Annotated in this window: 15 protein-coding genes; 9 read left to right on the top strand and 6 right to left on the bottom strand. The window is 72.0% G+C overall.

Annotated features, from left to right (window positions below; genetic code table 11):
- Window positions 1–262 precede the first annotated feature (262 nt).
- Both AW27_RS00840 and AW27_RS00835 read left to right on the top strand, forming a co-directional pair.
- A complete protein-coding gene (locus AW27_RS00840; protein ID WP_078555963.1) occupies window positions 263–2,119 on the top strand; it encodes a VanW family protein in 1,857 nt (618 codons plus the stop codon).
- 186 nt (window positions 2,120–2,305) lie between these two features.
- The gene (locus tag AW27_RS00835; protein ID WP_236647496.1) at window positions 2,306–4,939 is read left to right on the top strand and encodes a SpoIIE family protein phosphatase; all 2,634 of its coding nucleotides are present in this window, start codon (window positions 2,306–2,308) and stop codon (window positions 4,937–4,939) included.
- 18 nt (window positions 4,940–4,957) lie between these two features.
- Here the strand turns inward: AW27_RS00835 and AW27_RS00830 are convergent, their stop codons facing one another.
- Both AW27_RS00830 and AW27_RS00825 read right to left on the bottom strand, forming a co-directional pair.
- Entirely contained in the window at window positions 4,958–7,042 is a 2,085-nt protein-coding gene (locus AW27_RS00830) for a SpoIIE family protein phosphatase (protein WP_037917424.1), read from the bottom strand.
- Window positions 7,035–7,160 (bottom strand): hypothetical protein, encoded by a 126-nt coding sequence (locus tag AW27_RS00825; RefSeq protein WP_269084420.1) that lies wholly within the window; start codon window positions 7,158–7,160, stop codon window positions 7,035–7,037. Before AW27_RS00825 ends, AW27_RS00830 begins: the two co-directional genes overlap by 8 nt.
- A gap of 218 nt (window positions 7,161–7,378) precedes the next feature.
- On the opposite strand from AW27_RS00825, the gene AW27_RS00820 reads away from it, so the two are divergent.
- A complete protein-coding gene (locus tag AW27_RS00820) occupies window positions 7,379–7,732 on the top strand; it encodes a hypothetical protein (RefSeq protein ID WP_037917427.1) in 354 nt (117 codons plus the stop codon).
- Between the two features lie 76 nt (window positions 7,733–7,808).
- Here the strand turns inward: AW27_RS00820 and AW27_RS00815 are convergent, their stop codons facing one another.
- Entirely contained in the window at window positions 7,809–9,176 is a 1,368-nt protein-coding gene (locus AW27_RS00815; protein WP_037917430.1) for a pyridoxal phosphate-dependent decarboxylase family protein, read from the bottom strand.
- Between the two features lie 81 nt (window positions 9,177–9,257).
- Window positions 9,258–9,785 carry a flavoprotein gene (locus AW27_RS00810; protein WP_037917433.1) on the bottom strand — a complete coding sequence of 176 codons (528 nt, stop codon included), beginning with the start codon at window positions 9,783–9,785 and terminating at the stop codon, window positions 9,258–9,260.
- A 710-nt stretch (window positions 9,786–10,495) separates the two neighbouring features.
- Here AW27_RS00810 and AW27_RS00805 point away from each other — a divergent pair.
- The 3 genes from AW27_RS00805 to AW27_RS00795 all read left to right on the top strand — a co-directional run bounded on the left by AW27_RS00805 (window position 10,496) and on the right by AW27_RS00795 (window position 13,204).
- A complete protein-coding gene (locus tag AW27_RS00805; protein ID WP_037917436.1) occupies window positions 10,496–11,140 on the top strand; it encodes a DUF4360 domain-containing protein in 645 nt (214 codons plus the stop codon).
- Window positions 11,141–11,188: 48 nt separating this feature from the next.
- The gene (locus tag AW27_RS00800; RefSeq protein WP_106967518.1) at window positions 11,189–11,872 is read left to right on the top strand and encodes a DUF4360 domain-containing protein; all 684 of its coding nucleotides are present in this window, start codon (window positions 11,189–11,191) and stop codon (window positions 11,870–11,872) included.
- Window positions 11,873–12,043: 171 nt separating this feature from the next.
- Complete coding sequence (locus AW27_RS00795; protein WP_172671267.1) at window positions 12,044–13,204, top strand: hypothetical protein; 1,161 nt, start codon at window positions 12,044–12,046, stop codon at window positions 13,202–13,204.
- 59 nt (window positions 13,205–13,263) lie between these two features.
- On the opposite strand, the gene AW27_RS00790 is transcribed toward AW27_RS00795, so the two are convergent.
- A complete protein-coding gene (locus AW27_RS00790; RefSeq protein ID WP_052030170.1) occupies window positions 13,264–14,157 on the bottom strand; it encodes an endonuclease/exonuclease/phosphatase family protein in 894 nt (297 codons plus the stop codon).
- Between the two features lie 147 nt (window positions 14,158–14,304).
- Here AW27_RS00790 and AW27_RS00785 point away from each other — a divergent pair, with 147 nt between their 5' ends.
- The 3 genes from AW27_RS00785 to AW27_RS00775 all read left to right on the top strand — a co-directional run bounded on the left by AW27_RS00785 (window position 14,305) and on the right by AW27_RS00775 (window position 16,496).
- Entirely contained in the window at window positions 14,305–15,135 is an 831-nt protein-coding gene (locus tag AW27_RS00785; protein WP_037917439.1) for a class I SAM-dependent methyltransferase, read from the top strand.
- A gap of 77 nt (window positions 15,136–15,212) precedes the next feature.
- Entirely contained in the window at window positions 15,213–15,839 is a 627-nt protein-coding gene (locus AW27_RS00780) for a nucleoside/nucleotide kinase family protein (RefSeq protein WP_037917442.1), read from the top strand.
- Window positions 15,840–15,965: 126 nt separating this feature from the next.
- A complete protein-coding gene (locus tag AW27_RS00775; protein ID WP_037917445.1) occupies window positions 15,966–16,496 on the top strand; it encodes a hypothetical protein in 531 nt (176 codons plus the stop codon).
- A gap of 67 nt (window positions 16,497–16,563) precedes the next feature.
- On the opposite strand, the gene katG is transcribed toward AW27_RS00775, so the two are convergent.
- On the bottom strand, window positions 16,564–18,750 hold the full coding sequence (gene katG, locus AW27_RS00770; protein WP_037917447.1) for a catalase/peroxidase HPI: 2,187 nt from the start codon (window positions 18,748–18,750) through the stop codon (window positions 16,564–16,566).
- Between the last annotated feature and the right edge of the window lie 259 nt (window positions 18,751–19,009).

Below are 19,009 nucleotides of genomic sequence, written 5' to 3'. Positions count from 1 at the left end.
AGTCGGCTGCCGCACCGGGGGTCGCGGATCCGGTGGACGGTCGCGGGAGGGCGTTCGGGCGCCGTCGGGGGAGGGGTCCGCGACCGGGATCGGCCGCACCCCGAATCATCGGGGCGGGGCGGCGCGGTGAGATCGTGAGAACCGTTACATTCATCCCTCAATTGCCACTTTTGCGGCAATCATGGTTCGCGTTATCTGTCGTCTATGTGCCGCGCTGAGCGGCCCGCGTCGCCCGGGAACGGTCGGCGCCACTGGGAGTGACATGGGACGCGTGCGCGGCTGGACGGGCAACCGGCGGACGGCCCTGCCGATGATGGCGGGTGGAGCCGTCGTCCTCGGGCTGGGCGGCCTCTACGTCACGGGTCTCGTGGCCGGCGGTGACATCGACCCGGGCACGAGCGTGCGCGGCGTCGACATCGGCGGGATGACCGCCGCGCAGGCCCGCCGGGCACTGGACCGGGAGCTCGGCCCCATCGCCGCCGCGCCCGTCGCGATGAAGATCGGCGACCGCGTCGAGAAGGCGGATCCGGCCGCGCTCGGACTGTCGCTCGACACCACCGCGACCGTCGACCGCGCCGTGCGCAAGGGCTACGACCCCGTCACCGTCATCGGCTCCCTCTTCGCGTCCGGCCGGCGCGACGTCGAACCGGTGGTCCGCGCGGACGAGCAGAAGGGCCGCGCCGCGGTCGACCGGATCGCCGAGGACACCGCCCGCACCCCCCGCGACGGCGCCATCGCCTTCGAGAAGGGCACGGCGAAGGCCGTCACCCCGCTCCCCGGCACCGCCCTCGTGGCGGACCGGGCTCTCGACACCCTTCGCGACGCCTACCTGCGGAAGGACCAGGCCCCGGTCGTGCTGCCGGTCGAGACCACCGAGCCGGCCGTCGGCGCCGAGGAGACCGGTCGGGCCCTGAGGCAGTTCGCCCAGCCCGCCATGTCGGGTCCCGTCGCGCTCACCGTCGCCGGCGAGCGCGTGTCCATCACCCCCGCCGTGCTCGGCGAGCACCTGAAGATGCGGCCCGACGCCCAGGGCCGCCTCGTGCCCGCGCTCGACTCCAAGGGGCTGCTGGCCGAACCCGCCGTGGCCCGCCCGATCGCGGAGGCCAGCCGGCCGCCGCTCGACGCGACGCCCCACGTCAACCCCGACGGCACCGTGGTCATGGCCCAGCAGAGCCGTGCCGGCCGGAAGGTCACCGAGGAGGCGCTCGGCGAGGCCGTGCTGCCGCTCCTGACCCGCACGGGCGCCGCCCGCAGCGGTGAGATCGCCACGGTCGCCGTGCAACCCGAGCTGACCGGCGAGGAGGCGCGCCGGATCGGGATCAAGGAGAAGATCTCCTCCTTCACGGTCGAGTTCCCGGCCGCCCCGTACCGCAGCACCAACATCGGACGCGCAGTGGAGCTCATCAACGGCTCCGTGGTCCAGCCCGGCAAGGAGTGGAGCTTCAACCGCACGGTCGGTGAGCGCACCAAGGAGAACGGCTTCGTCGACGGCATCATGATCAACGACGGCCAGTACGTGAAGTCGCCGGGCGGGGGCGTGTCCGCGGTCGCCACGACCATGTACAACGCCGTCTTCTTCGCGGGCCTCAAGCCCGTCGAGCACGGTGCGCACTCCTTCTACATCGAGCGTTATCCCGAGGGCCGCGAGGCCACCGTCGCGTGGGGCACCCTCGACCTGCGTTGGATCAACGACTCCGGGCACGCCGTCTACATACAGGCCGAGTCCACCGACACCTCGCTGACCATCACGCTCCTCGGGACCAAGAAGTACGACGAGATACGGGCCACCAAGGGGCCCCGCACCAACGTCACGCAGCCCGCGAAGCGCACCGGGAACGGCCCGGCCTGTGAGGTCCAGACCCCGCTGGAGGGCTTCGACGTGACCGTCGGCCGGGTCTTCGTCCAGGGCGGCAGGGAAGTCCGCAGCGAGGAGTTCAGGACCCACTACACTCCGCGCGACGAGGTCGTCTGCGCCCCGGAGGCGCCGGAGGGAGCCCTGGTCCCGACCGCCCCCGCCGCTCCGACGGCCCCCACCGCTCCCGGATCCGCGCGCACGGCGCAGGCCGACTCCGCCCCCGCCGGGACCTCCGGCGCCGCCGGCGCCCCCCGCGCGTCCTGAGCGGCGACCCGGGACGAGGGGTGACACTCCCGGCGCGCATTGTGCACGCCGGGAGCCATGGCGGCCCGGAAGTGCTACAACTGGGTTCGTGACCATTCCTCGCCGCCACCCGTGCCGGGCACGTCGGTGCGGTCACCTCTAGGCAACCGATTCAGAAGCGTCGCCGGCCAGGTATTCGTCCTCCAGGTGGCGATCGTGGTCCTGCTCGCAGCCGGGTCCCTGCTGGCCCTGGTGCTGCAGTCGCGCCACGACATCGACCGCGAGGCGCGCAACCGCTCGGTGGCCGTCGCCGAGACCTTCGCGCACCAGCTGGGCCTCCAGCCCGCGCTGAAGACGTCCGACCCCTCCGCGGTCCTGCAGCCCCTCGCCGAACAGACGCGCAAGGCCGCCGGGGTCGACTTCATCGTGGTGATGGACACCAACGGCATCCGCTACAGCCACCCGCAGCCGGACCGCATCGGGAAACGATTCGTCGGGACCATCGAGCCCTCGCTGCAGGGCAAGGTCCACACCGAGAGCGTGGACGGCCCCCTCGGCAAGGAGATCCAGGCGGTGGTCCCCGTCAAGGGACCCGACGGCGAGGTCGTCGCCCTGGTGTCCGCCGGCCTGACCGTCGAGAACGTCACCGGCGCCCTCGACCGCCAGCTCCCCGTCATCCTCCTGGCCATCGCCACCGGCCTGGCCCTGGCGACCGTCGGCACCTGGCTGATCAGCAGACGCCTGCGCCGCCAGACCCACGGGCTCGGCACGCAGGAGATGACCCGCATGTACGAGCACCACGATGCCGTGCTCCACGCCGTCCGCGAAGGGGTCCTGATCACCGACGGCGACGGGCAGCTACTGCTGGCCAACGACGAGGCCAAACGCCTCCTGGGCCTGCCCGAGGACGCCGAAGGCAGGCACATCGGTGACGTGCCCGGCCTGGAGCGCCGGATGGCGGACCTGCTGCTTTCCGGCCGCGAGGCCACCGATGAGGTGATCGGCTCCGGCGACCGCCTGCTCGTCGTGAACCAGCGGCCCACCCACCCCCGCGGCCGGCCCGAGGGCGCGGCGGCCACCATCCGCGACTCGACCGAGATGCAGATCCTGACCACCCGGGCCGAGACGGCCCGCAGGCGTCTCAAACTGCTGTACGACGCGGGCGGCGACGTCGGCACCTCCCTTGACGTGGTCCGCACGGCCGAGGAGCTCGCCGCCGTCGCCGTGCCCCGCTTCGCGGACTTCGTCACCGTCGACCTCGCCGACCAGGTCATCGACGGCGACGAGCCCGCCCCGGGCGCCGACATGCGCCGCACGGCGATCAGCGGCATCCGCTCCGACCACCCCCTCTACCCCGTCGGCCGGCTGATCGACTTCCTGCCGTCCACCCCGCAGGCCCGCGGCTACGGCACCGGCCGGGCGGAACTCGTCCCGGACCTGTCGCAGGCGCCCGGCTGGCAGGCCCAGGACCCGCCGCGGGCCCGCGCCATCGTCGACTACGGCATCCACTCGCTCATCGCGGCCCCCCTCATGGCCCGGGGCGTCGTCCTCGGTGTGGTCAACTTCTGGCGGTCGCAGAAGCAGGAGCCCTTCGACGAGGACGAACTGTCCCTCGCCGAGGAACTCGTCGCCCGCGCGGCGGTCAGCATGGACAACGCCCGCCGCTACACCCGCGAACACGCCCTCGCCGTGACGCTCCAGCGCAGCCTGCTGCCGCGCGCCCTGCCCGAGCAGAGCGCCATGGACGTCGCGCACTTCTATCTGCCCGCCCAGTCCGGGGTGGGCGGTGACTGGTTCGACGTCATCCCGCTGCCCGGCAGCCGCGTCGCCCTGGTCGTCGGAGACGTCGTCGGCCACGGCCTGCACGCCGCGGCCACCATGGGCCGGTTGCGCACCGCCGTGCACAACTTCTCCTCCCTCGATCTGCCGCCCGACGAGATCCTCGCCCGCCTGGACGACCTCGTACAGCGCATCGACCACGACCACAACGGGGACGCCGACGACAGCGACGGCGGCGTGCTCGGGGCCACCTGCCTGTACGCCGTCTACGACCCGGTGTCGCAGCGCTGCACGATGGCCCGTGCGGGGCACCTGCCGCCGCTCGTGGTGGCCCCCGACGGCAGGACGCAGATCGTCGAGCTGCCCGCGGGCCCCCCGCTGGGCCTGGGCGGCATGCCGTTCGAGACCGCGGAGCTGGAGCTGACCGAAGGCAGCCAGCTGGTCCTCTACACCGACGGCCTGGTGGAGGAGCGGACCCGGGACATCGGCGAGGGCCTCGAACTGCTCCGGGCGGCGCTCAGCCATCCCGACCGGGATCCCCATGACAGCTGCCGGGCCGTGCTCGACATGATGCTCCCCGCCCGGCCGACCGACGACGTGGCGCTGCTCATCGCCCGGACCCGGACCCTCGGGCCCGACCGGGTCGCCCAATGGGACGTGGCCTTCGAACCGAGCGCCGTCGGAGCGATGCGCAGCGTCGCCGCCAAGAAGCTGGAGGAATGGGACCTGACGGAACTCGGCTTCGCGGCGGAACTGATCCTCAGCGAGCTCATCACGAACGCCCTGCGGCACGGGAGCGGGCCCGTGCGGGTGCGGCTCCTGCGCGACCACAACCTGACCTGTGAGGTGTGGGACGGCAGCAGCACCGCGCCCCACCTGCGGTACGCCGCCACCACGGACGAGGGAGGCCGCGGACTGTTCCTGGTCGCCCAGCTCAGCGAGCACTGGGGCACCCGCTACACCCCCGAGGGGAAGGTCATCTGGGCGGAACTGGCCCTGCCGGGCACCGCGGGCGGCGGCGAGGCCGTCCTGACGGCCTTCCTGGACGTGGACCCCCTCTGACCGTGCCGCGGCCGGGGCTCACCGGGCGCCCCCCTGGTTCGTGCCGATACGGGCCGTGAGCAGGGCGATGTCGTCGTCGGCGGACGCCGGGACGAGGTGCGCGATCAGCGAGTCGCAGAGGTGGTCGAGCGGTTGCAGGGGCTCGGTGAGGAGACCGGTGAGCTCGCCGAGGCGCTCGTCGATGTCACGGTTGCGGGCTTCGATCAGCCCGTCCGTGTACAGGACGAGGAGGCTCCCCGGCGGGAGCGTGACCTCGGTCGTGGTGAAGGTGACCCCGCCGACGCCCAGCGGGGCCCCGGGCGGGGACCTGACCAGGTAGACGGTGCCGTCGGGCTCGGCCACGGCGGGCGGCGGGTGACCGGCCCGGGTGATCGTGCAGTGCCCGGTGGCCGGGTCGCAGACCACGTACAGGAAGGTCGCGAGCATCGGCTCCGCCAGATCGGCGAGGGTCGCCTCCAGCTGGTGGAGCAGCGCCGTCGGCGGCATGTCGAGGCGCGCGAGGGCGCGGACGGTCGCGGACAGGCGCCCCATCACCGCCGCGGCCGCGATGCCGTGCCCCATCACGTCGCCCATGAGCAGGCCGGCCCTGCCCCCGGCCAGGGGGACGACGTCGTACCAGTCCCCGCCGACCTCGTTGACGTCACTGGCCGGCAGGTACCGGTGGGCGATCTCGATGCCCGGGGGCGGCGTCACATGCTGGGGCAGCATGCTGCGCTGCAGGACGACCGCCGTTTCGTGCTCGTGGTGGTACAGGCGGGCGTTGTCGATGCTGATGGCGGCCCGCGCGGCGAGTTCGCCGGCGAGCGCGACGTCGTCGGATCCGAAGGACTCGAAGGGCCGGGTGCGGTAGAAGGAGGCCACACCGAGCACGAGACCGCGCGCGATGAGCGGAACCTTCAGGAACGAGTGCACGCCCGTCTCGACCAGCTGCGCGGGTATGGGGCTGTGCCGGCCGGCGGTCGCGACGGCCATCGAGTCGAGGTGGGCTACCAGGAAGGGCTGGCGGGCCGCGAGAGCCTGGGTGTACGGCGCGGTCGCCGGGAAGGTGAGCGTCCGGCCGAGCGGAGCGAGGATCCGGGTGACCGCGGTCCCGGCCAGCGGGGCCTTGCCGAGCCGTCGCAGCGCGACGCCCCCGGTCAGCCCCATGCCCGGTTCGTTGCCCTGAGCGAGCGAGTCCAGCACGTCCACCGTGACGGCGCTGGCGAGGTGCGGGACGGCGAGGTCGGCCAGCTCCTGGGCGGTGCGTTCGAGGTCGAGGCTGGCGCCGATCCGGGAACTGGCCTCGGTGAGCAGGGCGAGTCGGCGCCGCCCGGCCTCGGCCTCGGTGTGGTCGCGCTGCTGCGTGGTGATGTCGAGCAGGGAGGCGATCACGCCGATCGGCCGGCCGCCGGGGTCCTCCACCCGCACGTACGAGCAGGCCCACACGTGGTCGTGGTCCGGGTCGGCGGGGGTGCGGCCGCTGCGCCGGCGGTTGAGGACCGGTTCGCCGGTCTCCAGTACCTGGCGCATGGCCGTTTCCATCTCGCCCCCGTTCACCTCCGGCAGCAGCTCGGCGAGCCGCCGGACCACGTGGGCGGACTCCGGCAGGCCGTTCATCGCCTCCAGCGCCGCATTGACCTGGAGGAAGCGCAACTGGGTGTCGAGGACGGCGATCCCGACGGGCGAGCGGGCGAACAGACCGTCCCACACCGCGGAGGCCCCCCGGATCCGGCGCGCCGCATGCGCGTCCGCGGCGAACACCAGCACGGCCGATGCACCGTGGCGGCGGTCGGGAACGGGGCAGGCCCAGATCTCCAGTTCCAGCGGGTGACCGTCCCGGTGCCAGGCGGTGACCGTCCCCATCACCCCGTGACCGGTGGCGGCCGTCTCCCAGAGCGAACGGCCCAGGCTGCGGTCCGCGCCGGGGTGGAGGAGGTCCGCGATGTGCCGTCCGAGCACCTGGGGCGGGTCGTAGCCCAGCAGCTCCTGCGCGCCGTGGTTCCAGCGCACGATCGTTCCGTCGCCGCTGGTGGCCATGAGCGCCACCGGGAGGGTGCCCAGCCACCCGCCGGCGTCCTGGGCGGCGCTGCTGACCAGGTCCTGCAGCGGCATCTCCTCATGCATCCCGCACCCGCTCCTTCCGGGCGGACCCGGCTTCGCCGCGCGGCGGCTCCGGGGTGCGGCGCAGCCCGCGCCGGCCGCTCGCCCGGTGCGCGCCGCGGCCGCGCTCGATCCCGTTCATCACCTTCATCCTCGCCCCGGGCGGGCGCAGGCGCTCCCCGGCCGCCGCACTCGGGTGCGCTCTCCACGCTGCGGTTTCCGGGGCGTGCGCCGGCCGCCGGTGGCCCTCCCGCACCCGCGTTCATCCGGTCGGCCGAGCACAGCGGGCCACCCGCGCCACGCCGGGCCACGCTGTGGGCAAGGACCGACCGACACCACCGCACAGACGAGGACCGCACCATGTCCCACAGGCGACGTATCGGCATCATCGCGGGGGCCGCAGCGCTGCTGCTCGGCGGCACCGCTTGCTCGGGTCTGGGGCGGAGCACCGTCGGCCAGCTCAGCTTCCGCGGCCACGACTCGCCGGTCGAGATCAGCTACTCCAACACCCTCGTCACGGGCTGCCACCGGATCGCCATCCCCGACGGGGCCACCCACGTCGAGAACAACACCCTCGTCGACGTCATCCTCTACCAGAACTTCGACTGCAAGCAGTCCGACGAGCCGAACAACGAGATCTACGTGGCGACGACGCTCTCGAACGTCACGGCCCCCCGGACCCGTCCCTGGCGGAGCTTCAGCGTGGTCCACTGACGCGTACACCCGGCCGCGGCGGCGGCGACGCCGTACGGCGCGGGTTCCCGGTCACGTTCCCGGGCAGGGGCTCCTGTCAGGTTCCGGCCGCGGCGCGCCGGATCGAGTCCAGTGCGCGCCGTACGTCGACGTCGGTCGTCGACCAGTTGCTCACCGAGATGCGCATCACGCGCCGGCCGTGCCAGGTGGAGCCGCTGATCCACGTCGTACCGTCGTCGAGCAGCCGGGCGAGCACCCGCTCGGTGCGTTCGTCGTCGCCGAACGCGGCGCACACCTGGGTGAACACCACCTCGTTGAGCACCCGGGCGCCGTCGATCGCGGCGATGCCGTCGGCGAACGCGGCGGCGTGCCGGCACAGCCGGTCGACCAGGTCGGTCACGCCCGAGCGGCCGAGGGACCTGAGGACCGCCCACACGGTGAAGGCCCGCCCTCGCCTGGACAGCTCGGGCACCGTGTCGACGGGGTCGCCGTGTTCGTGCTGGATGAGGTAGTCGCCGCGCTGTCCCATCGCGGCCCGGAGCGCGGAGGCGTCACGTACGACGGCGAGGCCGCAGTCGTAGGGGACGTTCAGGGTCTTGTGCGCGTCGGTCGCCCAGGAGTCGGCGCGTGCGCAGCCCGCGGTCAGATGTGCGTGGCGGGGTGAGGCGGCCGCCCACAGGCCGAAGGCGCCGTCGACGTGTACCCACGCGTCCGCTGCGCGAGCGGCGCGGACGGCCTCGGTGAACGGGTCGAAAGCACCGGAGTGGATGTCTCCGGCCTGCAGGACCACGATGGTCGGGCCCTCGGAGCCGTCCGCCAGGGCGTCCCGCAAGGCCTCCGCCTCCATGCGCCCCTGGGCGTCCGCCTTCACCAGGACGGGAGCGCCGAGACCCAGATAGCGCAGTGCCAGGTCGACGGCCATGTGGCGGTCCCGGCCGGCGACGGCGCGTACGGGCGGAGCGCCTGGCAGTCCGTCACGGGCGACGTTCCAGCCGGTGCGGCGCAGCAGTTCGTCGCGCGCGGCGGCGAGGCAGGTGAAGTTCGCCATGGTGGCACCGGTGGTGAATCCGACGGCGCTCTCGTCGGGCAGACCGAGCAGATCGAGCAGCCACGCGCCGGCCACCTCTTCCACCGCCGCGTACGCGGGCGAGGCGGCCCGCATCACGGAGTTCTGGTCCCAGGCGCTGACCAGCCAGTCCGCGGCCAGCGCGGCAGGTTCCGCGCCACCGACCACGAAACCGAAGAAGCGGCCGCTGGGGAACGCCGTCAGTCCCGGCTCGCAGGCCGCGGCCATAAGGTCGACGACGTCCGCCGGAGTGCCGGGGGCGTCGGGCAGTTCGGTGCCGAGCGCGCGCACGATCTCCTCGACCGAGGCGCGTGCGGGAACCCGGCGTTCGGACAGGCTCGCGAGCCATCGCACGGCATGCTCGTGCGCCCGCCGGAGCGCGGCCTCGCGCGCGTCCATACCTCGGACTATGGGGCAGGAGCCGACGCCCCGCAAGCGGCGGATCGAACGTTTCTTCCCCCCGAGTGGTGGTGTGCGCCGTCAGTGCTGGGGAGCGGTGTGGCCAAGGCCGTTCAGGGCCGTGGCCCAGGGGAAATGGGCCGGAGCCTGCATGGGGGTGTTGTCGTGAAGAAGGAGCTGGACCCCGGCGCCGCGCAGGGTGGCGAGGGACGTCTCGTACCGGGGGTGCGCGGCGAGGGCGCTGTTGGTGCAGGAGACGGCGGTGACGGGGGTGCCGTTGCCGAGGGCCTCGGTGGCGAGGCCGACGGTGAGTGTGTCGGTGAGGCCGAGCGCCCAGGCGTTGACGGTGTTGAAGGTGGCGGGGGCGTAGAGCAGTGCGTCGGCCGCCGGCCACTGCTCCGGTTCGCCGGGAAGCGGGTACTGCCACAGGACGGGGTGGCCGGTGAGGGCGGCGAGCCCGTCGAGGCTCTCCGCGAGCCAGTGCGCGGCGGTGGGGCTCAGCCCGAGGCAGACGTTCCAGCCGCGGGCCTGGGCGTCTTCGATGACATGGGCGACGTCGAACACGGGTGGGGCGGCGGAGCAGAGCAGGTAGAGGGTCTTCATGGTCATGCAGCCATATGATCATATCGCTTAACCTCAAGTGTGGTTGAGGGAGCGGGATCGAGTCCGCGCTCGCCGAACGTGTGGCCGCGGCTGCGTCCGCCGAGACGGCGCTCACCCGCGCGGAGGCGGAGCGGGAGCGGTCCCTCACCGGTTCGGGCACGTTCGGCGAGGGGGCCGGACCCGGTCCGGCGGCCGCCCCAGGCATCCGCACCCGTTTTCCGGACCGCGCCGACCGGAGCGGGCGCGGTGCCGGGCCGGTTCCGGGCCCGCCATCACGTCCGGTCCGGCCAAGTTGTGCACCCGGCGCACGGTGGTGGGCCTGTCCGGGACCGCGTCGCGCCCCGCCGCCCCACCTGCGTCGCGGCGCCTCGGAGGTGGACGCGGTACCGGCTGCGGGTGCGGGGCCGGGGCGACGGGTGCGGACCGGGAGGGCGTGGAACTCCAGGGTCCGCTGGGCCCGGTGAGGCCGGGGTGGCCGGTGCCTGCTCCACCCAAACCGGCCTTTCCGGTCCATCGCGGGCAGGTTGCGTCGATGGTCGCGCCACCGGAGCGGCGGTGGGCACCGGCGCCTCGCGGGCGCAACGGAATTCGGCCAGCGAACGGTTGCGCGCACGGTTCCGGGGCGGTTGTCCGTATCCCGTCCTTTCTTCGGCCGTGGACGCGTGGTGGCATGTCCATGCCGAAATCGGCGGCCCCGATGAATGGAGAAGAGAAGGATGTTGCTCCGCAGGCTCACAGTCGGCGCGGCGGTGGTGGCGCTGTCTTCCCTGGCGATGCCGGCACAAGCCCACAACGCCACGTACCCGCCCGGGAGAATCACCGTCGACGTCGTCGGCGTGAACGGTTCGGGATGTCCCCAGGGGACGGCGAGTGTCGCCGCTGCCTCCGACAACACCTCGTTCACGGTCACCTACAGCGACTATCTCGCCCAGACCGGAGCCGGCTCGGGCGGGACCGAATTCCGCAAGAACTGCCAGCTGGCCCTGCAGATCCACGTGCCGCAGGGCTTCACGTACGCCATCGCCCGGGCGGACTACCGCGGCTACGCCCACCTCCAGCGCGGGGCCTTTGGTCAGGAGCGCGCCAACTACTACTTCCAGGGCATGGCCCAGACCACCCGCAGGACGCACCAGTTCAACGGCCCCTACTCCGACAACTGGCAGGCGAGCGACCAGACCGAGTACGCCGACCTGGTCTGGGCGCCGTGCGGCGAGGAGCGCAACCTCAACGTCAACAGCGAACTGCGGGTGTACGCCGGAACGTCGAGCCCACAGGCCCTGAGCTTCATGAGCATGGACTCCACGGACGGCAGCGTCAGCACGGTCTACCACTTCGCGTGGAAGGAGTGTCCCGCGGTCTGACACGGCGTGAGCCTCGCAACCCGCACCTCACGGTCAGGAGTGACAACGATGTCCCATTCCTTGCCCCGCGCTCTGTTCACGGGCGCCGCGGCCGCTGCCCTGGTGGTCACCGCAACCCCGGCCGGAGCCGCCGGCCCCACACCGCAGATCACCGCACCGCCCGACAAGATCGTGATCGAACTCGCCACGGTGAACGGCTCAGGCTGTCGGGAGGGCACCGCAGAAGTGGCCGTCGCACCCGACAACACGGCCTTCACCGTGACCTACAGTGACTACCTCGCGGAAGTGGGGCCGGGAGCACCGCCGACCGGATTCCGGAAGAACTGCCAGCTCAATCTTCGGGTGCACGTTCCTTCGGGATTCACCTATGCCATTGTCCAGGCGGACTACCGCGGATTCGCATTCCTCCAACCCGGCGCATGGGGCCAGGAGAAGGCGAACTACTACTTCCAGGGAATGCCGACGACCACCCAGCGCACCCATACGTTCAACGGTCCGCTCAATGACAACTGGCAGGCGACCGACAGGACGGAGTACGCGGATCTCGTCTGGGCGCCGTGCGGCGAGAAACGCAATTTCAACATCAACACAGAACTGCGGGTGAACGCGGGGACGTCCAACCCGCAGGCCGTCACCAGCTTCATGACGATGGACTCCACCGACGCCAGCGTGAGCACGCTCTACCACCTCGCCTGGCAGGCCTGCCCCGCCCCCCGGCCGCGCCCCCACTAGGACGCGCGCCCGTTGTCGGAGGCTCCGCCGAGCCGGAGGGCGGGGCGGAGGCCTCCGGCAGCCGGGACCCGCCGGCCGACCTGCGAGGGATGCGTCGCGGCCGGGCCGGGGCCCGTGCACGGCCGCGACCTGCGGCGGGCTACGGTATCCCCTGATCCGAGGGGGAGACAGATGTCGCAGAACACGGGGTGGGCACACCACCCGGGACAGCCCACGCCACAGTGGGGAGGCGGCTGGGTGCCGCCGTCGGCGCCGAAACCGGGGGTCATACCCCTCCAGCCGCTCAGCGTGGGCGACCTGCTGGGGGGTGCGTTCTCGTCGTTCCGCCGGTACTGGAAGCCCCTGGTCGGGATCATGCTCGCCGTACAGGGCATCGGAATCCTGCTCGTGGCCCTTGCGATCGGCATCGCGGTCGTGGTCGTGTCCGACCGGTTCTCCGCCGTCTTCGACCTTGCACCGGGCGAAAGCGTCGCCGCCGAGGACGTGCTCGCCCTGCTCCTCGCCTTCGTGCCGGCCGCGGTACTCCTTTTGCTCACGGTGCTGGTGGGCGCGGCGCTGATCAGCGCGCTCGGTCCGGCCGTCGTCCAGGAGGCCGTGCTGGGGCGTCCCACGACGTTCGGCGCGATGTGGCGCCGCAGCTGGTCCCGGCTGCCCTCGGTGCTCGGCACCGTGCTACTCGCCGGGCTGATCGCAGGTGGGCCGATGGTCCTGGTCTACGCGATCTGTGTCCCGCTCGTCCTCATGTCCGCCGACGGATCCGGACCGCCGACCGCCCTGTTCGTGCTGTTCCTTTTCGTGTTGGTCTGCCTGCCCGTCTCGGTCTGGCTCGCGATGCGCCTCAGCCTCGCGCCGGCCGCCGCGGTGTGCGAGCAACTCGGCGCCGTCGCCGCGCTGCGGCGCTCCGCACACCTGGTCAAGGACGGCTGGTGGCGCGTCTTCGGCGTCACCATGCTCGGCTACTTCGTGGCGGCGGGCGTGGGCTACGTCATCCAGATGCCGTTCACCCTCGTCGGTATGGCCGCGTTCCTTCCGACCATGCTGGATGCGGGCGGGGCTGACCCGAACCCGGGCGCGGCGATCGCCGGCCTCGGTGTGTACCTGATCTGCATCCTGGTCGGCGGCCTGATCAGCGGGCTCTTCCAGTTCGGCTTCCCACCGTTGCTCTGCGCGCTGCTCTACGTCGACCTCCGGATGCGCAAGGAGAACTTCGCGGAGACCCTGATCGCCGCCGCGCCCCCGGCCCCGCACCCGACCGCCGCCGGTGCCGCGACGACTCCCATCCCGCCCCCGCCCCCGCCCCCGGCCGAGGCGCCGTCGCCCGACCAGCCGTGACAGCGGCCGGCTGATCCCGCCGCCCCCCGGCTCGGCGGATCGCCTCCGGTCGTTCCGGGTCAGGTGGTGGCCGTGGCCCGCAGGAGGCTGTGGTCCGAGACCGCCGTGTCGAGGGGCAGGGCGTCGGCCGCCGCCGTTCGGACGTGCCGGGCGCTGAGGAAGACGTAGTCGAGCTTCTTCGGGCCGAAAGTCGTCTCGCCCGACCGGCAGGCGACGGTGGCCGTCGGCGGGCAGACGGCCGGGTCGAAGAACTCCGCATCGCTCTCGTCGGCCTCGATGAAGGACCCGTGGGCGCCGTCACCCCGTTCCGGCAGGTAGAAGCGCGACAACGTGTCCGTGCGCGGGGAGTGGTTGAAGTCGCCACCGAGTACGACGGCGAACCCGTCGTCCAGCCACCGGCGGGCCTGCGCCGCCAACGCGTCCGCCTCCGGCACCGCGAGGGTGCCGTCGTCCCAGTAGAGGTGGACCGAACAGGACCAGGTGGGCCGGTCCGCGAGGGGTGCCAGGACGCAGGGCGCGGTGATCGGCTCACGCTCGCCACCCACCGTCAGGACCAGTTCGGCCGTGTCCGAGACCGTGCCGCGCACGAGGACGGCGTTCCCGTACGCGTGGCCCTCGCAGACGGCGGGGTTCCCGCCGGGCAGAGTGGCCGAGTGGGACCCCGTGTAGCCCAGCGGGCCCAGGCGGTCGAGGACCTCGCGGTACTGGTGTTCGCACACCTCCTGGAGGAAGAGTTGGTCGGCGGCCCAGCCTCCGGGGTCGGCCTCGGCGACCACGGCCGCGATCCTGCGCGCACGATCGTACGGGGGAGCGGCGCACATGTTGCCGCAGATGTTGTAGCTCGTCAGCCGGACCGTCCCGGCCGCGGCCGCACGAGGCGCGGCCGGTCCGAGGACGCAGGACAGGGCGGCAGTGAGGGCCAGAACGGCCAGGGAGGCAGGGGATCGGCGCACACCCGTGACGCTTTCCCGCGGGGAGCCCCCGGCAACGCGACACCGGCCCCGGATGGGCCGGACGAGCGTGGGCGGCGATGCACCGCCCGCTCGCCCGCCGGCCCGGGGCGCCACGCGCGCGCGGCCGATCGAGGGGACAATGGCACCATGGCTGACACCGTCCCTTCGCCGGACGGCGCCGGCTCGCCGGGCAGGGGACGCTACGGCGAGCAGGTCTTCCGGCCCGACCGGCAGGGCGAGGCCGACCGCATCGACCTCGGCGCCCTCGCCTACGACGACACCACCATGGCCCGGCTGCGGGCACTGGGTGCGGGCCCCGGCTGGACCTGCCTCGACGTCGGAGCGGGAACGGGCACGGTGGCCCGCCGCCTGCTGGCGGAAGCCGAAGTAGCCGGGGTCCTCGCGGTGGACCGTGACGTACGGTTCCTTGCCTCGCACCCCGTGCCCGGACTGACCGTGCTCCAGGCGGACGTCACCGCCGGCGACTTCGCCCCGGGCCTCTTCCGTCTGGTCCACGCCCGTTTCGTCCTCATGCACCTGCCCTCCCCGCAGCGCATGGTCGCCAGGCTCAGCCGCCTCCTCGCCCCCGGCGGCGTCCTCGTCGTCAGCGACGCGGTCGACCTGACCACGGCCTCCGCGCCCCGCACTCCGTACACCCGTGCCATGCGGGCCATGTGGGAGGGACTGCGCGACAGCATCGGCACGGACGTCTCCCTGGTGCCGCGGCATCCGGAGCTCCTGCGGGAGGCCGGGCTGGAAGGCGTGGCCGCCGAGATCCACGTACCACCCCTCCTGCCGGGAAGCCCGATCAGCAGGTTCTGGGCCGACACCTGGGAACGGGCCCGCGGGGCGATGGTGGGAACCGGCCTCGTCGACGACGCAGAGCTGGACGAAGCGGTGCGCTGTCTGGCGTCGTCCCGGTGCACCGGGCTGTCGCCGGGCATGCTCACGGCCTGGGGCTGGAAGTCGCCTGCCTGAGGCGTGTCGCGAACCTCCCGCCTGCCCCCGGCCCGGACCGTCTCCCGCGGTACGTGTCGGTCGGGCAAGATACGCCCGTGCGGACGACCACGGAGCTGGTGGAGAGGGCGGCCCGGCTGGCCGTCCGGGGCGGTCGGCGGATCCTCGGCGTGGCCGGGCCGCCGGGCGCGGGAAAGTCGACCCTGGCCGACCGGCTGGCCGATGCGCTCGGCCCGCGGACGGCCGTGGTGGTCCCGATGGACGGCTTCCACCTCGCGCAGGCCGAGTTGGACCGGCTCGGCCGGGCCGACCGCAAGGGCGCCCCGGACACCTTCGACGTGGCCGGTTACGTGTCCCTGCTGGCGAGGCTGCGCACGCCCGGATCCAGGGACGCCGCGGTCTACGCGCCCGCCTTCGACCGGAGCATCGAGGAGCCGATCGCGGGCCGCATTCCCGTGTATCCGGACGTGCCGCTGGTGATCACCGAGGGGAACTACCTGCTGCACGACGAGGGGGAGTGGGCCGGAGTGCGGCCGCTGCTCGACGAGGCCTGGTACTGCGCTCCGGACGAGGACACCCGGATCCGGCGGCTGGTCGAGCGGCACGTGCGGTACGGCAGGGAGCCGGCCCACGCACGCGAGTGGGTGGGCCGCTCCGACGAGGCGAACGCCCGCCTCGTCGCGCCCGGCCGCCACCGCGCCGACCTCGTCGTCGATCCCGGCTGAGGTCGTCCCGTCGTCCGAAAGGGCGGTCGGCGTGGCGCAATCGGGTTGTCCGAATGCGCTGTTAGGGTGACGTGTGCTCGTCAAAACGGGCGCTCTTCGTTTCCTGACATTCCAACGGGGTAGAACGTGAAGTTTCGTCATGTCCGTGCGATAGCCGTCTTCGGCATCGCCATCGTCGCGCTCACCGGTGCCCGTGGGTCCCACGGCGGGAGCTGCGGCGGCGGCCACTCCAGCTCGAGCTCCAGCAGCTCGGGTGGCAGCAGCGGGGGCAGCGGCACCGGCGGGAGCGACAGCGGCCACAGCAGCAGCGGCACGACCGGCGGTACCGGCGGCACCACCACGGGCGGTTCCGGCCGGGACAGGGCCGAGCGCGACATCAAGATCGACAGCTGCAAGCTGGACGGTGCCGGCAAGAACCTGGTCGCCCGCCTGACCGTCACCAACAGCGGTTCGGTGGAGTACACCTACAACATCACCATGACGTTCAAGCCGGCCGCCGGGTCGAGCGCGGTGGCGGCCACCGCAAGGGTCAACGGCCTCAAGGTCAAGGCCGGCGCGTCCCAGCAGACCGAGGCCACCGCCCTGTACACCGCCAAGGGCGACGGCAGCGAGTACAAGGAGTGCGTCGTCTCCACCGCGTCCAAGAGCGCACTCTGACACGCATCCTGACGCACCGTCCGGTGTCCCGGCCGGCCTCCGTGAAAGGCCGGCCGGGACACCGGCGTCAGACGAGGTCGAACCGGTCGAGGTTCATCACCTTGTTCCACGCCGCCACGAAGTCACGGACGAACTTCTCCCGGGCGTCCCCGGAGGCGTAGACCTCCGAGAGGGCCCGGAGCTGGGAGTTGGAGCCGAAGACGAGGTCCACGGCGGTCGCGGTCCACCGGGGCTCGCCCTCGCCGCCGACCCGGCCCTCGAAGACGTTCTCGTCCGCGGCCGACACCTTCCACTGCGTACCCATGTCCAGCAAGTTGACGAAGAAGTCGTTCGTCAGGGTCTGCGGCCGGTCGGTGAACACACCGTGCCGGGACTGCCGGAAGCCCGTGTCCAACGCCCGCATGCCGCCGATCAGCACCGTCATCTCGGGTGCCGTCAGGTCCAGCATGCTCGCGCGGTCCAGCAGCAGCGTCTCCGGCGACAACTTCTCGCCCGCGGGGAGATAGTTGCGGAAGCCGTCCGCCCGCGGTTCGAGCACGGCGAACGACTCGACGTCGGTCTGCTCCTGCGTCGCGTCCGTGCGCCCCGGCGCGAACGGGACGGTGATGTCGAGCCCGGCGTTCTTCGCCGCCTGCTCGATCGCCGCGCACCCGCCCAAGACGATGAGGTCGGCCAGCGAAACCCTGGTGCCGCCGCCCTGACCGTTGAAGTCCTGCTGGATCCCTTCGAGGGTCTGTACCACCTGCGCCACCTCGGGCAGGTCGTTGGCCTCCCAGTCCTTCTGCGGCGCGAGCCGGATCCGGGCGCCGTTCGCCCCGCCGCGCTTGTCCGTGCCGCGGAAACTGGCCGCCGACGCCCAGGCCGTGGTCACCAGCTGGGACACGGTCAGCCCGGAGGCGAGGATCCGGCCCTTGAGCGCGGCCACGTCCCCGGCCGAGACCAGTTCGTGGTCGACCGCCGGAACGGGGTCCTGCCACAGCTGAGGTTCCGGGATCCAGGGGCCGAGGTACCGCGAGACCGGCCCCATGTCGCGGTGCAGCAGCTTGTACCAGGCCTTGGCGAACGCCTCGGCGAGCTTGTCCGGGTTCTCGTGGAAGCTCTTCGAGATCGGCGCGTAGATCGGATCCAGCTTCAGCGAGAGGTCCGTCGTCAGCATCATCGGGGCGTGCCGCTTCGACGGATCGTGCGCGTCCGGCACCGTGTCCTGGGCCGCAGGATCCTTCGGGGTCCACTGGTGAGCCCCGGCCGGGCTCGTCGTCAACTCCCAGTCGTACCGGAACAGGTTGTCCAGGTACCCGTTGTCCCATTGGGTCGGCTCGTTCGTCCACGCGCCCTCGAGCCCGCTGGTGATCGTGTCGACGCCCCTGCCGCTGCCGTACGAGTTGTGCCAGCCGAGGCCCTGCTGCTCCAGCGGCCCGGCCTCGGGCTCCGGACCGACGTACTCGGGGTCCACCGCGCCGTGGCACTTGCCGAAGGTGTGGCCGCCCACGATGAGCGCGACCGTCTCCTCGTCGTTCATCGCCATGCGGCCGAACGTCTCGCGAATGTCCTTCGCCGCGGCGATCGGATCGGGATTTCCGTTGGGGCCTTCGGGATTGACGTAGATGAGTCCCATCTGCACGGCGCCGAAAGGCCCGGTGAGTTCCCGGTCGCCCCGGTAGCGCTCATCTCCCAGCCACGTGTCCTCCGACCCCCAGAAGACTTCCTCGGGCTCCCAGATGTCCTCCCGACCGAAGCCGAATCCGAAAGTCCTGAACCCCATCGACTCCATCGCGCAGTTGCCCGCGAACACCAGAAGGTCCGCCCAGGAAATCTTCCGGCCGTACTTCTGCTTGACCGGCCAGAGCAGACGGCGCGCCTTGTCCAGACTCGCGTTGTCCGGCCAGCTGTTGAGGGGGGCGAAGCGCTGCGCGCCGGAACCGCCGCCGCCGCGGCCGTCGGCGATGCGGTAGGTCCCGGCGGCGTGCCAGCTCATCCGGATGAAGAGCGGGCCGTAGTGGCCGTAGTCGGCGGGCCACCAGTCCTGCGAGGTCGTCATCACCTCGAAGACGTCCCGCTTCAGCGCGTCGACGTCCAGGGTCGCGAACTCTTCCGCGTAGTTGAAGTCCTCGCCCATCGGACTGGCCTGGGGCGAGTTCTGGTGGAGAACCTGTAGGTCCAGTTGGTTCGGCCACCAGTCCCGGTTCGTCCTGGGACGAGTGGACTCGGGCGTCGGGGAGGGGATTGCGGGGTTCTCGCTTTCGCTGCCGGACACGTCCGTCCTTCTTCCTGTCTCGGTGCTTCCATCTGCTGACCGCTCGCTCTTGACGGCGTCCGTATGGTCGCGCACCGCGCACCGGGAGACTGAGAGAACACGCAGGGCATACCCGCCCAACCACCATTCCCGACATCCAGGCCGTACGGGAAAGACAGGAAAAGGAGAGATCGTACGATCATCGTTATCGCTGCGCCGACGGGAAAGCATTGGCCGTCGTGGTCCGCCGGGTAATCTGTAGCTCGCTTTTCGGGCCTGT

This window comes from Streptomyces sp. PCS3-D2, from assembly GCF_000612545.2.
Lineage (GTDB): Bacteria > Actinomycetota > Actinomycetes > Streptomycetales > Streptomycetaceae > Streptomyces.
This window is presented reverse-complemented; position numbering and strand designations above follow the sequence as displayed.

What these genes read in the sequence shown, in the direction of transcription:
- AW27_RS00840 (WP_078555963.1), top strand. Translation starts at nt 263, where the DNA reads ATGGGACGCGTGCGCGGCTGGACGGGCAACCGGCGGACGGCCCTGCCG.
- AW27_RS00830 (WP_037917424.1), bottom strand. Translation starts at nt 7,042, where the DNA reads ATGCATGAGGAGATGCCGCTGCAGGACCTGGTCAGCAGCGCCGCCCAG.
- AW27_RS00825 (WP_269084420.1), bottom strand. Translation starts at nt 7,160, where the DNA reads ATGAACGGGATCGAGCGCGGCCGCGGCGCGCACCGGGCGAGCGGCCGG.
- AW27_RS00820 (WP_037917427.1), top strand. Translation starts at nt 7,379, where the DNA reads ATGTCCCACAGGCGACGTATCGGCATCATCGCGGGGGCCGCAGCGCTG.
- AW27_RS00815 (WP_037917430.1), bottom strand. Translation starts at nt 9,176, where the DNA reads ATGGACGCGCGCGAGGCCGCGCTCCGGCGGGCGCACGAGCATGCCGTG.
- AW27_RS00810 (WP_037917433.1), bottom strand. Translation starts at nt 9,785, where the DNA reads ATGACCATGAAGACCCTCTACCTGCTCTGCTCCGCCGCCCCACCCGTG.
- AW27_RS00805 (WP_037917436.1), top strand. Translation starts at nt 10,496, where the DNA reads ATGTTGCTCCGCAGGCTCACAGTCGGCGCGGCGGTGGTGGCGCTGTCT.
- AW27_RS00800 (WP_106967518.1), top strand. Translation starts at nt 11,189, where the DNA reads ATGTCCCATTCCTTGCCCCGCGCTCTGTTCACGGGCGCCGCGGCCGCT.
- AW27_RS00795 (WP_172671267.1), top strand. Translation starts at nt 12,044, where the DNA reads ATGTCGCAGAACACGGGGTGGGCACACCACCCGGGACAGCCCACGCCA.
- AW27_RS00785 (WP_037917439.1), top strand. Translation starts at nt 14,305, where the DNA reads ATGGCTGACACCGTCCCTTCGCCGGACGGCGCCGGCTCGCCGGGCAGG.